This is a genomic window from Gardnerella sp. C0026F2 (assembly GCF_056590715.1).
The window spans coordinates 210,319-225,430 of sequence record NZ_JBWPWR010000002.1; the positions used below are offsets into that span (position 1 = coordinate 210,319).

Genomic DNA, 15,112 nt, shown 5'->3' on the forward strand with positions numbered 1-15,112 from the left:
GTTACGCACAAAACGTAATGTTTATCACAATCTAATAAAACATAAACGGCAGAAACTTTACGCGAGTGTCAAGAAAAAGTTGTTTACGAATTAAAAAGCGGCAAAACTTAGGAAAACCAAGTCTTACCGCTTATTTCTATTTACTTAATTCTTACTTAAGTCCCACTTAAGCCTTACTTAAGCCTTACTTAAGCCCTACTTAAGCCCTACTTAAGTCTACTTATCTTCTTTGCTATTTTGAGCATCCTCTTGATGCTCAAGAGCAGCCGCAACCAAGCCAGCAAATAGTGGATGAGGCTTAGTTGGGCGAGACTTAAACTCTGGATGAGCTTGAGTTGCTACGTAGAATGGGTGAACTTCCTTTGGAAGCTCCACAAACTCAGTCAAATTACCATCTGGGCTTTGACCGCTAATACGCAAGCCGGCTTCACGCAAACGATCCTTATACGCCACGTTCACTTCATAACGGTGACGGTGACGCTCAGTAACATGCGTAGTGCCATAAAGCTCAGCAACAATAGAACCTTCTTCAAGCGTTGCAGGGTAAGAGCCAAGTCGCATTGTGTGACCCATATCTCCCTTACCGGCCACAATATCCTTCTGCTCTTCCATAGTTGCGATTACTGGATCGCCACAATCCTTCTCGAACTCAGTGGAATTAGCATCCTCAAGACCGAGAACGTGGCGAGCGTACTCAATAACCACAGATTGCAAGCCAAGGCAAAGACCAAGCGTTGGCAAACCGTGCTCGCGAGCGTAACGCAAAGCGCCAATCTTACCTTCAATACCGCGAATGCCAAAACCGCCTGGAATAACCATGCCGTCCATTTGGTCAAGAGCCGCGGCAGCACCTTCTTGAGTTTCGCACTTGTCAGCAGCAACCCAGCGCACGTTTACCTTAGCCCAGTTTGCAAAACCACCAGCCTTAATAGCCTCTGTAACGGAAAGGTATGCATCTGGCAAATCAATATACTTACCGACGATTGCAATGTTCAACTCATGCTTTGGATGATGCACGCGCTCAAGCAAATCTTCCCACTCGTTCCAATCAACATCGTGGAATGGAAGCTCAAGTTCGCGCACAACGTAAGCATCCAAGCCCTCGTTGAACAAAATCTTCGGCACATCGTAAATGCTTGGAGCGTCGACGCAGTTCACAACGCCTTCAGCATCGACATCGCACATAAGCGAAATCTTGTCTTTAATGCCTTGATTAAGCGGACGATCCGAACGCAAGACAAGCGCATCTGGAGAAATACCAAGAGAGCGAAGCATCATAACAGAATGCTGAGTTGGCTTAGTCTTCAATTCGTGAGCTGCAGCAATATAAGGCACCAAAGAAACGTGCACAAACATGCAGTTTTCAGGACCTAAATCGCGACGAACTTCGCGAGCAGCCTCCAAAAATGGCTGGGACTCAATATCGCCAACCGTTCCGCCGATTTCCGTAATAATAACGTCTACATCGTCGGAAGCTTGCGCGCGCATACGCGACTTGATTTCGCCAGTAATATGCGGAATAACCTGCACGCACTGACCCAAATATTCGCCAGCGCGCTCCTTACGAAGCACAGATTGATAAATCTGACCAGTCGTAACATTCGCCTTCTGGCTTAAGAAAACATCGAGGAATCGCTCGTAATGACCAATATCGAGATCTGTTTCTGCTCCATCTTCCGTAACATAGACTTCGCCATGCTGGAATGGGTTCATTGTACCCGGGTCAACGTTGATATAAGGATCGAGTTTTTGTTGTAATACATGCAATCCGCGACTGCGCAAAAGTCGGCCTAAAGATGATGCTGTAAGGCCTTTTCCGAGGGACGAAACTACGCCACCTGTGACAAAAATATGCTTTGTAATATGCTCCTGAGAGTTACCATGTTGTCTTCTAACCATGGAACTCCATAGTATCTTCGAGCCTCGACGCTGGGTGTTGATTCGCAAAAAATCGAACAAAATCAAACAAGATGCGCAACGGCTTCTAAAGCAAGCTTATAGCCGTACAATCCCATGCCTGTAATAGTGCCGGTTGCAACAGGACTAATTACGCTAATTTTACGAAAAGCATCGCGCGCAGCAGGATTAGAAATATGCACTTCCATTAGTGGAACTCCAGCATCCAAAACCATGTGAGCCGCGTCCGCGAGCGCGTAACTGTAGTGCGTAAAAGCGGCAGGATTCATAACAACAGGCGTATGAGTATCGGCAGCTTCGTGCATCCAGTGAACCATTTGCGCTTCGTCGTCACTTTGTCGCACTTCTACTTCAAACCCAAGTTCCGCACCCCACTTTTCGCATTTCTCGCGCAAAGTTTCAAAGTTCTCACTACCGTACACGTCCGGCTGACGCACGCCTAAACGACCTAAATTCGGTCCGTTTACAACAAGCACTTTTTTTGTATGCTGATTTTCCATTTTTACCTCGCAAGATTAATTAATTTTGCTTATAAACGCGCTCAAAAGCTTCACGAACAGCTTCAATAGGCGGATTGTCTAAATGCATAGGATTCGAAATACCATCCAAAATTACGAAACGTAGCATGTTGCCGCGCGCTTTTTTGTCGCGATGCATAAGGTTAAGCACGCACTCAAAAGCAGCATCCGCATCTTTTGCACACTGCCACGAAGTTGGCAATCCAAGCGAATCCAAAAGCGAACGATGATACGCAACGTCTCCCGCATCCAAATATCCTAAAATTTGCGCAAGTTCCGCCGCAAAAACCATGCCGACGGCAACAGCGTTTCCATGACGCCAGCGGAAATGCTCAATCTGCTCAATCGCGTGACCAAGCGTATGCCCGTAGTTCAAAAACTCGCGCAAACCCTGCTCTTTTAAATCGCTCGATACGTGATACGCCTTTACTTTAACTGTGCGTTCAATAAGCTCCACGAGCAGTTCGTGAAGTTCGTTATTATTTTCTAAATCATCTCCATTAAATTCACGCAAAAGCCTCGCATTATTGGCATCGCTAAGAATCTTCAAAATTTCGCCGTCACGAATAAAACCAGATTTTGCAACCTCACCCAAGCCTTCAATAAGAATATCGTTTGGAAGAGTTGCAAGCGTAGAAGTATCTGCTAAAACGCCAGCTGGAGTGTAAAAGCTGCCGACTAGATTCTTTCCAGCATCAGTATTAATACCAGTTTTACCGCCCGTAGACGCGTCAACCATCGCAAGAAGCGAAGTAGGGCAGTTTACATAGCGAATTCCACGCATCCAAGTTGCAGCAACAAAGCCAGCGACATCCGTTGCTGCTCCCCCGCCTAAACCAACAATTGCATCCGAACGAGTAAAACCAGCTTCTGCCAAGTTAGCCCACAATCCGCTTGCAACTTTAATAGTTTTTCCAGCTTCTGCATCCGGAATTAGCATGTCGAAAACTTCGTAACCAGATTGGCGCAAAATAGTTCGAGCTTTGTCGCTATGACGCTGAACAGGTTGCGTGTGAACTAACGCCACTTTAACCGGCTTAGTTCCAAGCATTTGCGGCAGAAGTTGCATTGCACCGTCGCCAATTCGCACATCGTATGGTTCAATTCCTTCACCTGTTACGTGCACAATACGTTGCATAATCATGCTCCTTAATTTTTCTGCAGCCATATACGGAGTCGAACCTTTTGTTTGCATGTGGATATTCGATACCGCCCTAAAAACAGGATCTCTCTGCTCAAATAATTCCATCCAACGCTTTTGCGCATCTTCTCCAGAAAACATAGGACGATTATTATTCCAGCTTGCGCGCTCAATAGCCTCTTTAGCATTTGCTTGCAAATACACAACGCGACCGCCACAGCGCATATACTCACGCAAAACTTTTTGAGTTTCTTCACGCATAGGCGCACCGCCACCAAGCGAAACTATTCCCTTTGTAGAATCTTCTGCAGGTGTATCTCCTAAAATTGCCTCTCGCACTATGCGAGCTTCTATTTCACGAAAAGCATCCTGGCCATATTCCTCGAAATATTGCGGTATTGACATATCAATATCGCACTCGATCATGTCATCTGTATCATAAAAAGGCAGATTCATAAGATGCGCAACTTCGCGGCCAACACGCGTTTTTCCAGCAGCAGGCATGCCAATAATAACAGCTAGCGGAAGTTTAGTGCTGCTGCTCATTTCATATTCTCCGGCCAGGAAACTACGTAAGACTCCACATTTCGGCGCGTTTCTTGCAAAGAATCTCCGCCGAATTTTTCCAAAGCATACTTAGCTAAAGTAAGCCTTACCATCGCTTCTGCAACTACAGAAGCAGCTGGCACAGCAGTGAAATCGGAGCGCTGATTAATAGCTTGAGCAGCTTCGCCAGTAAGCACATCCACTGTGCGCAAAGCGCGTGGAATAGACGGAATTGGCTTCATCGCAGCGCGCACGCGAATAATTTCGCCGTTCGACATTCCACCTTCAATTCCTCCAGCTCGATTAGTAAGACGCTTAATTTTCCCGTTTTCGTCTGTTACCATTTCGTCGTGCGCAGCCGATCCGGGGCGATCTGCTTCTGCAAAACCGTCGCCAATTTCCACGCCTTTAATAGCCTGAATTCCCATAATCGCGCTCGCGAGAGCCGCATCCAATCGACGATCCGACTCAACGTATGTGCCAACTCCTGCAGGCATGCCGTAAGCAAGCACTTCCACTACTCCACCGAGCGTATCTGCATTTGCTTTTGCTTCGTCGATGCGAGCCATCATTTTAGCTTCAGCATCTTTGTCGAGAGTGCGAACTGGAGAAGCATCCAGAGCGGCAACATCGTCAGGCGTTGGTAAGGCTAAACTTTTGTTGGCATATACGCCGCCGATGCCGATAACATGCGCAACAGTGCGCACACCCAAAGCCTGCTGTAAAAACGCATCAGCAATAGCACCCAAAGCCACACGAGAAGCTGTTTCCCTAGCACTCGAACGCTCCAAAACTTCGCGAGCATCATTAAAACCGTACTTGCGCATGCCAGTTAAATCCGCATGCCCTGGACGAGGGCGGCTCAAAGGAGCATTTCTGCCAACTTGCTCAACCTCGTGATCCAAAGGATCTGCACTCATTACTTCGGTCCACTTTGGCCACTCTGTATTCGCGATTTCTACAGCAATCGGAGAACCAAGCGTTACTCCGTGGCGAACTCCAGTAAGCAGTCTAACTTTGTCCTGCTCAAACTTCATACGCGCGCCACGACCATAACCAAGGCGACGGCGAGCAAGTGCAGAAACTACATCGTTGCTAGTAATGTGCACGCCAGCCGGCAAACCTTCAATCATGGCTACTAACGCTTCACCGTGCGACTCCCCTGCCGTTTGCCATCTAAGCATGCCATTTCTCCATTCTCAAGTAATTTACGCGTCTAAATACTCTACTTTACTAACTACCAAGTATTGAGCGGGTTGTTATTGACAGCAATGCTGCGAGTATTGCAGATATTGCTTCTACTGGCACGAATGGTATTGATGCGTTGGTTGGCGAGCAGATTTTGCAGTAAATTTCCCATAGCAAAAGCCAAAGTAAGCCAACTGCTCCAACTAAAGCGAACCAGTAAATTAAGCAGTCAAAGCCAAATAATACCAAGGCTTGCGCAATCATTGACGCGCTCGTAACATCTCCGAAGCCAATAGCATTTTTTGCGGAAATTTTTCGCATACTCCAGTAAATTACAAAAATAATTACGCAAGAAATCCAGCCGAAAATAAGCACGCTAATATTTCTAAATAAAATAATCGAATATATAAGATTCGCAAAAGATTGAAAAATTCCTGCAATAACAATCCAAAGTCTTGGCACTACGCGACTTTTTATGTCTGTTGCGCAAACTGAAATTAAACATGTGAGCGTTGGTAGCGCCGATATTATCGTAATAATTAATTGCTTCATTAAAGCAGATTACGAAAACTTGCAAAACTGTTACAACCCCAAAACATCTATGTGGTTAAAAGCTATATTATTTAATAATTTAGTTGCCTTCAGGATTGTTGCGCTTGTACTCGTCGCGGTATTTCAAAAAGTCGTCTTTGTTATCCGCAAACTTCGTTTCACCAGTCTTCAAATTCGTGGTGACGAAGTAAAGCCAAGGACCATCTTGAGGCTTAATGGTTGCAAGCAACGCTCTGTCTCCAGCAATGCCAATAGGCGTAGGGGTCAAACCCTTATGAATACGTGTATTATACGGATTATTTGCATCGTCAAGCATTGCTTGCGTGAGTTTAATAGGTTTTACTCCTGCGCCGTAACCAACAGTAGAATCCATTCCTAACGGCATATCTTTTGCCAAACGGTTCAGTATTACGCGAATAACTTTGCCATAATATTCGCGATTATTCACTTCAGCTTCGGCAATAGACGCCATAATTAAGGCTTTTTCTCTATCTTTACCTTTAGGAATTCCAAGAGAATCAAGTTTTTCAATACGCTTTTTTACCATTGCTGAAAGAATAGCATCCGCACTTTTCATAGCTTTTACGTTATAAACTCCAGGCTCTAGCCAGCCTTCAACGCTACCGTTTGCTTCGGCAGGCAGAATTCCTGCGGCACCATCAGCTAACGCAGACTTGAATTTATCTAAACTTATTCCAGATAATGTTGAAGCTTTTTGCAAAACGTCTGCTGCATGATCCCCTGCACGAACATCAAGGAATCCGCCTGCTTTTGTTTGATCTGAAAGAATATCAACTACATCAATAGCAGCCATATGTTTTTTCAGTGAGTAAACGCCAGGATACAAAATTTTATTATTTGCAGAAACAGCTGAAGTGAATGCAGCTTGTGATTTAACAACATTCGCTTTCACTAGTTTTTCAGCAACTGTAATAGCGCCTTCGCCAGTATCGACTGTAAACTCAACAGATCCATAACCAGGACCTGGCCAATCTGCAACAGCTTCACTGTTCTGAGACAAGCGCCACGCACGCACAGCACTGTATCCAACGTAACCAACAACACATAGCACGAACACAATCAATATAGCTAAAACTGCTTTTGCTCGACGTTTACGTTTCTTTGCAGCAAGACGTGCTTTTGCTTGTTTGCGAGATTTTCCTGACGAATTTGAACCGTTAGAATCAGATGAAGAAGGAGAATCATCGTGATCAGTCCATTGTGCATGATTGTCAAAGAACTCATCAAAACTGTCAGACATTTGACACTCCTTTTCTACTTTCTAACTTTTGTTTATTTACTTTTACTAGTTTTGTTGCGCATATTTTGAATCGAGAGCAGACTGCAAAATCAACACTGCAGACTGCTGATCTACCATTGGGCGATGCTTTTTAGTAGAAAGATCCGCTTGCAAAAGCTGGCGATGAGCACTTACTGTTGTCAAACGCTCATCTTTCCAAACTACTTCTGGCATATAATCCAACGCCCAATCTTTTTCGTCATGCAATATTTGCATGCGCTTTATTAGATTCTTCCCCCAGCGCAGAGCTTTTTTAGCAGATTTTCCTTCAGTGCCATCGAGTTGCAAAGGCAAGCCTATAACAACTTTTTCTACATTGTTATCTTCAATAACTTCAAGCACTTCATCTATAGCACGGAAGGAATCTCCAAACACTTGCACATTACCAATAGGATGAGCAAAGGTGAGATCAGGGTCGGAAAGTGCAAGTCCGACCCTTGCATCACCTAAATCAATACCTAACCACACCATGTTTCGTGTTGCTTTTGGTATAGATTCGTAAATTTTTTAAGCTGTAAGACACGCACTAGGCGAGCTTAGCTACTTCTGATTTCGCAGCTTCAAGAGCTTCATCAAGCTTAGAAGCGTCTGTACCACCGCCCTGAGCGAAGTCTGGCTTGCCGCCACCGCCGCCGCCAAGCACCTTGGAAGCAGTACGCACCAAGTCGCCAGCCTTAGCACCAAGACCGCGAGCAGCTTCGTTTGTAGCGACTGCGATCATTGGTCGATCGTCCTCATTAACACCAGCAAGTGCAACAACCACTGGAGCATCTTCACCTAAACGAGCGCGAATATCTAGAACTGTCTTACGCAAAGCATCAAATGAGCCAAAGTTGCCAACATTCTTAAGAGCCAACTTAACTTTTTCGCTACTATTCTTTGCTTCATCAACTAATGTTGGTACAGCTTCATTTAATTGAGCTTCGTAAACAGATGCAAGCTTACGATCAGAATCCTTCATCTTGTTAAGCAAAGATTCCAAACGTTCAGCTAACTCGTCTGGACGCGCGTTAACCATATCCGCTAATTGCGCAACCAAAGTGTGTTCACGAGCGCCATACTCGTACGCAGCTTCACCGCAAAGAGCGTCGATTCTGCGTACACCAGAGCCAATAGAAGACTCGGAAAGAATAGTTACCATACCAATCTTTCCAGTGCTCTTAGCATGAGTACCGCCGCAAAGCTCACGGCTCCAACCGTCGCCGATTTCAACAACGCGCACAACATCGCCGTACTTTTCGCCGAACAAGTGCATTGCTCCAAGCTTAAAAGCGTCGTCGATTGGCATTTCCTTAGGAACTACCTGCAAATCGTCGCGAATACGCTCATTTACGCGAGCTTCAACGCGAGAAAGCGCATCCTTATCGACAGCCTTTGGCCACTGGAAGTCGAAGCGCAAACGATCTGGATCAACTACAGAACCGCGCTGAGTTGCCTGTGGACCAAGCTCTTCGCGCAAAGCCTTGTGAAGAGTGTGAGTAGCGGTGTGAGAACGAGCCAACGCAGCCCTGCGAACCTGATCAATATTCGTGTTCACTGGAGCACCAACGCTCAAGGTACCTTCAGTAAGTCGGCAGCTGTGAACAATCAAATCCTTGATTGGACGCTGAACATCGTCGACTTCCAAAATTGCGCCGTCGTCGGAAATAATCTCACCTTGATCTGCAATCTGACCGCCGCGCTCAGCATAGAATGGCGTGCGATCGAGAATAACCTCAACATTTGCAGGAGCAGTAACGCTTTTAACAGAACCCTTGCCTGCTTCAACAATTGCCAAAACGTTTGAACGACTTGAGAAGTCAGTGTAACCGAGGAAGTCGATTGGCTTTTCGAGTGCCTTCTTAATATCGTCGTAAACGCTAACGTCCACATTGTGACGCTTCTTCAAAGCGTCAGCTCGAGCGCGACCTTTCTGCTCGCTCATAAGCTCGCGGAACTTAGTTTCGTCCACCTTAACACCCTGCTCGGCTGCCATCTCAAGAGTAAGCTCAATTGGGAAGCCGTAAGTATCGTGCAAAGTAAACGCGTCTGCGCCGCCAACCATAGGGTCGTCCTTGTGCTCTTTCTTAGCTTTTTCAACAGCCAAGTCGAGAATAGTTGTGCCCTTTTCAAGAGTGCGACGGAAAGCATCCTCTTCACCGTAAGCTGCTTCGCTAACCTCGTGGAAAGTATCGTTAAGCTCTGGATAGCTTGGTTCCATAGCAGCCTTAGAAACTGGGAACAGCGTTGGCAAAACTGGATCTTGCACACCGAGCATGCGCATTGCGCGAACAGTTCTGCGAAGAAGACGACGAAGCACGTAACCGCGGCCAACATTACTTGGGCGCACGCCATCGCTCATAATCATCAAAGCGGAACGCACGTGATCTGCTACAACGCGGAAACGCACGTCAGCATCATTATTATCGCCGTACTTTACGCCGCTAAGCTTTTCTGCAGCTTCAATAACTGGATAAACTTCGTCAGTTTCGTAAATATTTTCCTTACCTTGCATAAGGTAAGCCAAACGCTCCAAACCAGCGCCAGTATCAATATTCTTTTGATCGAGTTCGCCAGCAATATGCAAATCAGTCTTAGATTTGACGTTATCTACCTGGTAATTTTCGAAAACCAAATCCCAAATCTCAATAAAGCGAGATTCGTCAGCAGCCGGACCTCCATCGCGACCATACTTAGGACCGCGATCAACGTAGATTTCGGAGCATGGACCGCCAGGACCAGGGCCGCCGGTAGTCCAGAAGTTATCTTCCATACCGAAAACTTGCATATGCTCTGGGTCGAAGCCTTCGTTCTTCCAAATTGCGCGGGCTTCATCATCGTCAGTATAAGTAGTAACCCAAAGCTTTTCAGGGTCAAAACCGTAGCCGCCCTTATCTTGAGGAGTTGTCAAAAGCTCCCAAGCGTAGTGAATAGCTTCTTCCTTAAAATAATCGCCAAACGAGAAGTTGCCAACCATCTGGAAGAAAGTGCCGTGACGAGTAGTCTTACCAACTTCGTCAATATCTAGAGTGCGAACGCACTTCTGATTCGAAGCCATACGACGCGAAGGAGGCGTCTGCTCACCAAGCAAGTAAGGAATAAACGGCACCATGCCGGCAATAGTAAACAATGTTGTTGGGTTCGGCGAAATAAGAGAAGCCGAAGGAACAACCATATGACCATTCTTGGCAAAATAGTCAAGATAACGCTTTGCAATTTCTGCTGTGCGCATACGTACGAACTCCTTGTGTAATTTTTAGCAAGACCCACGCAAACCGTCACAAATAACCGTCACAAACAAAAGCCACATGCAACGCTCACACGAAATCGTGCCGCATGACGCACGACGCAATCATGCAAACATTCAATATAGTACTTCAATACTTAACTTAACTAAACTTAGCAAAGTAACGAAATTATGAAAAACTCGTTTTTTATTTAAAATTCCTTATTTCTACGATTAGCATAACGAGAATTAAGCTCAGCTTCATGCTCTTTACGGCTAGTATTGAAATCTTTAAACAATCCCATTACTGTGCGCAATGTGATATTTTTCGGTTCCTCATCAAATATAAAACGACTAGCAGAAGACGGCATTTTTGCTTTAACATATGCACGAGCCTTCGTAACTGTAAGAACACCAATTACAATGCCAACAAACATCCAAAATAAACGCTTGAACATTACTCCCCCCTGCTTGCATTCTTAGTTGCATTCTTGTCAGAGGATTCTTTTGAAGCGTTACGATTGGCACTATTCTTGTCTGTTGGCACAGTCGGCTTATTGAAGAAAGAAGAAACAGTATCTTTTAGAGCGTAACCGGCAGCTGCAATTTTTACGATCGGTTTTCCAAGGAAAGCACCATACAAATCTGTTAGAGCACTAATATTTGTAACGGTTGTGCGAGTAGCTCCTGAAACAGCGTTTACGTCGTCAAGAGTCTTATTAACTTGCTTAATAGTTGTAACAGACTCATCGATTGCCGGCATCGCATGCTCACCCGACTCTTTAATTGTTTTCGCAATCTGATCAAACAATCTGCCTAATCTGATTAACGGATAAATCAAAAAGCCAGAAAGCACGGCAAACGCAATCGCAGCAATAAGAGCGGCTATGTCTCCAACGCTCATCGTAACCTCTTTCTATACCATTTTGCCTAAGATTTCGCAGTATCAAAAGCCATACAACAGCAAATCAAACTACGTATTAAAACCCTTCGCAATGACTTAAGATTAACGAACGGTAAAGACGCATATAACAAAGTTAAACAGTAGAATCTACTCGTTATAGCCTCGAATAGTAATGGCATTATCAATAGGTTTGGTAGTGTCAAAATCAAGTCTTGTTACGCTTCCGTTTTGAGGGCGTTCACTTAAATCGTAACCTGCAGGCGCAAAACGGTGCATAAGACTTAGCAAAGTGTTGCCATGCGAAATTTGCAAAACATTATCTCCATCGTTAAGCGAAGAATTTGAAGCAATTAACGCAAAACCCTCTTCTACGCGAGTCCAATATTCGATATCTGATTCGGCATCGTGGAAAGGATCCGCTTCTTTAAGCATGTCTCGTGTTGCCGCAAGCCCAAATTTTTCAACGATTTCGTTATAAGTGTGAGCTCCGTGAGGCGCTCCTGCAGCCCACCAAGCCATTTGCATATCTTGACCTTCAAAATAGCCGTAGCATTGCTCGCGAAAATGCATGTCGCTTATAAGCGTCGGGCGCACATTACCGGCAGCTTCATTTGCATCGAGAATACGTTGTGCTGTGATTTGCGCACGAGTAGTATCCGAACAGTAAGCTGCAGCAAAAGCAATATTTTCTAGCTTTTTTGCAGCCGTGTCCGCATCTTTCAAACCTTTTTCAGTAAGCGGAGAATTTGACCAGCCTTGCAATCGATTATAGCGATTAAATAGCGTCTGTCCGTGACGCACTAAATAAAGATGCAGCAACATAGCTCCATTATTGCACTAAGCGGTACATAACTGTCGAAAACACCAAACCAACCGATGAAATCGACAAAAACGCATTGACCCCTGCCACGCAATCGCATAGCAGGGGTCAAGCGGTATGTCCTTAAGAATTAAATCGGCGAATTAACGAGCGTAGTATTCGACGACGTACTGAATGTTGACTTCAACTGGAATCTGATCGACTTCCGGCTTACGAGTCAAAGTAGCCTTCAAAGAGGCAAGATTCACATCGAGGTAACCAGGAACTGCTGGCAAAACGTCGCGATGAACGCCTTCTGCAGCCATCTGGAATGGAACCATGGTCTGGCTCTTGGCACGAACCTGAATGGTCTGGCCTGGCTTCACACGGTAAGATGGGCGATCGACAAGATTGCCATCAACCAAAATATGACGATGTACAACAAACTGACGAGCCTGGGCGGTGGTGCGAGCAAAGCCTGCGCGCAAAACCAAAGCATCAAGACGAGTTTCCAAATCGGTGAGCATTGCGTCACCGGTCTGGCCTGCAGTGTGCGTACCCTTCTCGTAAGCAGCACGAAGCTGCTTCTCAGAGATGCCGTACTGAGCGCGAAGACGCTGCTTCTCGCGAAGACGTACTGCGTAATCGGACTCGGTGCGACGACGAGTGCGACCGTGCTCACCTGGAGCATATGGACGCTTCTCGAAGATACGCTGAGCCTTTGGGGTCAAAGCGATGCCGAGGGCGCGAGAAAGACGCACCTGACGGCGAGAACGCTGAATATTAGTCATAACTAATCCTTTAATTCTGTCGTTATCTGAACGGAACGTGAACCAAGTTTTTAGTCGATTGCAAAATCGCCTAAAAATTACTCACGCTGAGCCGGCCTCTCCAGTGCTTCTTCGTGCTAACACACGAACGCGCAAGTATTAAAACGTTGAAATAACGCCATAACTACCGCGCGCCGACCCACTGATGGGCTAAGGCTCCAGATGATGCTTACACAAAATAGGCATCGTTTCTGATTCTACACACCCGTAAGAATAAATTAGCGAAGGGAGCCAGCATCCATTGTGTATGTGCGATCCGCACAGCGAGCAGCCTCAACATCGTGAGTTACCATGAGCACTGCCACACCATTTTTTGCAGCATCGCGCAACATTTTCACCACTATGCGAGTATGCTCTAAATCCAAATCGCCAGTAGGCTCGTCAAGAATAAGAAGCTTCGGATTGTTTATTAGCGCACGCACAATCATTACGCGACGCATTTCACCACCCGAAAGCTCATTTGGGTAGCACCACAGTAAATCTTCAATATGCAATTGCTTGCAAAGTTCTAACGCGCGAGTCTCGTTTAAATCTTCGCTTACTTCAGACTTACTTATTCCAGACTTACTTACTTCACAAGCACTAGCTGCAATTTGCACAGGTAAAAGTATGTTGTCATGCACAGTAAGATTTTGCAAAAGCGTCTGCGATTGCGTCACAAAACCTATATCACATGCGCGCAAACGAGACATCTTGGCATCACTAAAAGTGCGTTCAGAAATCTCTTCGCCGCAAACTTTTACACTTCCATGCGTTGGCTTCAATAACCCAGCAATCAAATTTAGTAAAGTAGATTTTCCGTTACCTGACTTTCCAACGATTGCCACAAAATCGCCGCTATTTAGCGCAAAACTCACGTTATTTACTGCAAAAAATTTGTGCTTTCTGCGCATAAATTCGCGAGTTACACGAGTAAGTTCAACAACAGGTAAAATATCAAACTCATTACTTGGAAGTTTTTGACTCTTATCTTCCATACTTACTCACCTGACCTAAGTGTCAAATACGTTTCACGCATAGCAATACGCAATGTAGTAAGCGCTGAAGCTACAACAACTGCAACAAGCGCAAGTAGCACAGACGCTAACATAAGCACTGCTACTGGTAGAGCAGTCACTTCCAAATACGGAAGCTGCAATTGTTCAGAAATAAGAGAACTGTAAGGGAACAATATAAGACTTGCAGACGCAACACCCAATACTCCGCCAACTAAGCCAAGTATCGTAGATTCTCTAACTACAACACCTAAAAGCATATTTCTTGTTGTGCCAAGTATGCGAAGAGAAGCAAATTCTTTTTTACGCTCGTTTACAGATGTTGAAAACACTGCAACTAAAACTAGCAATCCAACTAGCCAGCACGCAGCAATTATAACAGTCAACGTGCGAGTAAAAACACCAAGATTAGCTTGCGTAGTTGCTGTAATTCCGCCCGGAAAAACTATGCCAATGCTTGAAAGACCGGTTGTTTTGCGGATATTTTTTGCAACTTCTTTCGCGCTGTAACCTTTTTGTACTTTTACAAGAACTGCAGAAACTGCTTTTTTGGCATATTCCTTTGGAATAGCTGTGTGATGCACTTTCGTTGAATACTCAACTACTTGCGGCACACTTTCGCGTCGCACAAACACTGAATTATCAATGCTTGTGCCGGTTTTTGCAAGCTGCGCAGCTACAGGCCATTGGTGTCCAAAAAGACGAACAGTATTCATATAAGACACGATTACATTTGCGCCAGCAATCATCTCGCCTTTTTGTAACTTCTGCTTATGCTGAGAATAAATCCAAGGACCTATAACAAAATCAGAATCGGGATCAAAACCAATAATTTGCAATTTTTCAGCGCAACATCCTGCAGAAAGCGAAGAAATATACGTTTGTGCACTCGCCTTTTGCACACCCGGAGAGCGTCTTACTAAATTCTCAATATCGTTAGTGAAATAAAAAGTGCTTGAACCACTGTTTGTAAGCAGCGCTTCTGCTTTAGTATGCGTACCTTGAGGGATAACCATAATATCGGCTCCCATGCGTTCTCGCATACTGTTCAAGCCGCGTTCAAGATTCATAGAAATCAGCGAGCCGCCGAAAAATATCGCAGACAAGCACGCAGATACAACAATAAGTGCAGCAGTGCGCAATGGCTTGCGTTTAAGATTTTCCAGCGGCAATCGCTTTAGCGTAATAGTGCGCATAATTTTGCTTTGTTAAGCTTT

General features: G+C 45.2%; 14 protein-coding genes. All 14 read right to left on the reverse strand.

What is annotated here, in order from left to right:
- Nucleotides 1–216: 216 nt before the first annotated feature.
- The 14 genes from AC1EK3_RS03380 to AC1EK3_RS03445 all read right to left on the reverse strand — a co-directional run bounded on the left by AC1EK3_RS03380 (nucleotide 217) and on the right by AC1EK3_RS03445 (nucleotide 15,091).
- On the reverse strand, nucleotides 217–1,899 hold the full coding sequence (locus AC1EK3_RS03380; protein ID WP_119526943.1) for a CTP synthase: 1,683 nt from the start codon (nucleotides 1,897–1,899) through the stop codon (nucleotides 217–219).
- A 62-nt stretch (nucleotides 1,900–1,961) separates the two neighbouring features.
- Complete coding sequence (gene aroQ, locus AC1EK3_RS03385) at nucleotides 1,962–2,417, reverse strand: type II 3-dehydroquinate dehydratase (RefSeq protein WP_076002657.1); 456 nt, start codon at nucleotides 2,415–2,417, stop codon at nucleotides 1,962–1,964.
- A gap of 19 nt (nucleotides 2,418–2,436) precedes the next feature.
- Nucleotides 2,437–4,122 carry a bifunctional shikimate kinase/3-dehydroquinate synthase gene (locus tag AC1EK3_RS03390; RefSeq protein ID WP_480033535.1) on the reverse strand — a complete coding sequence of 562 codons (1,686 nt, stop codon included), beginning with the start codon at nucleotides 4,120–4,122 and terminating at the stop codon, nucleotides 2,437–2,439.
- Entirely contained in the window at nucleotides 4,119–5,306 is a 1,188-nt protein-coding gene (gene aroC, locus AC1EK3_RS03395; RefSeq protein ID WP_480033534.1) for a chorismate synthase, read from the reverse strand. Before aroC ends, AC1EK3_RS03390 begins: the two co-directional genes overlap by 4 nt.
- Before the next feature lie 49 nt (nucleotides 5,307–5,355).
- Complete coding sequence (locus AC1EK3_RS03400) at nucleotides 5,356–5,772, reverse strand: peptidase A24 (RefSeq protein WP_480033533.1); 417 nt, start codon at nucleotides 5,770–5,772, stop codon at nucleotides 5,356–5,358.
- 169 nt (nucleotides 5,773–5,941) lie between these two features.
- Nucleotides 5,942–7,123: an endolytic transglycosylase MltG gene (gene mltG, locus AC1EK3_RS03405; RefSeq protein ID WP_480033532.1), complete on the reverse strand. Its 1,182-nt coding sequence runs from the start codon at nucleotides 7,121–7,123 to the stop codon at nucleotides 5,942–5,944.
- A 45-nt stretch (nucleotides 7,124–7,168) separates the two neighbouring features.
- Nucleotides 7,169–7,633 (reverse strand): Holliday junction resolvase RuvX, encoded by a 465-nt coding sequence (ruvX, locus tag AC1EK3_RS03410; RefSeq protein WP_480033531.1) that lies wholly within the window; start codon nucleotides 7,631–7,633, stop codon nucleotides 7,169–7,171.
- A 55-nt stretch (nucleotides 7,634–7,688) separates the two neighbouring features.
- A complete protein-coding gene (gene alaS, locus AC1EK3_RS03415; RefSeq protein ID WP_419398953.1) occupies nucleotides 7,689–10,373 on the reverse strand; it encodes an alanine--tRNA ligase in 2,685 nt (894 codons plus the stop codon).
- A gap of 206 nt (nucleotides 10,374–10,579) precedes the next feature.
- Complete coding sequence (locus AC1EK3_RS03420) at nucleotides 10,580–10,825, reverse strand: hypothetical protein (protein ID WP_119526959.1); 246 nt, start codon at nucleotides 10,823–10,825, stop codon at nucleotides 10,580–10,582.
- Complete coding sequence (locus tag AC1EK3_RS03425; protein ID WP_119526961.1) at nucleotides 10,825–11,271, reverse strand: DUF948 domain-containing protein; 447 nt, start codon at nucleotides 11,269–11,271, stop codon at nucleotides 10,825–10,827. The genes AC1EK3_RS03420 and AC1EK3_RS03425 overlap by 1 nt, the downstream gene beginning before the upstream one ends.
- 147 nt (nucleotides 11,272–11,418) lie before the next feature.
- Nucleotides 11,419–12,093 carry a histidine phosphatase family protein gene (locus tag AC1EK3_RS03430; protein ID WP_119526963.1) on the reverse strand — a complete coding sequence of 225 codons (675 nt, stop codon included), beginning with the start codon at nucleotides 12,091–12,093 and terminating at the stop codon, nucleotides 11,419–11,421.
- 141 nt (nucleotides 12,094–12,234) lie between these two features.
- Nucleotides 12,235–12,861: a 30S ribosomal protein S4 gene (gene rpsD, locus AC1EK3_RS03435; protein ID WP_004105277.1), complete on the reverse strand. Its 627-nt coding sequence runs from the start codon at nucleotides 12,859–12,861 to the stop codon at nucleotides 12,235–12,237.
- Nucleotides 12,862–13,118: 257 nt separating this feature from the next.
- Nucleotides 13,119–13,877, reverse strand: a complete 759-nt coding sequence (locus tag AC1EK3_RS03440; protein WP_480033530.1) for an ABC transporter ATP-binding protein — start codon at nucleotides 13,875–13,877, stop codon at nucleotides 13,119–13,121.
- 2 nt (nucleotides 13,878–13,879) lie between these two features.
- Nucleotides 13,880–15,091, reverse strand: a complete 1,212-nt coding sequence (locus AC1EK3_RS03445; protein WP_480033529.1) for an FtsX-like permease family protein — start codon at nucleotides 15,089–15,091, stop codon at nucleotides 13,880–13,882.
- Nucleotides 15,092–15,112: the final 21 nt, after the last annotated feature.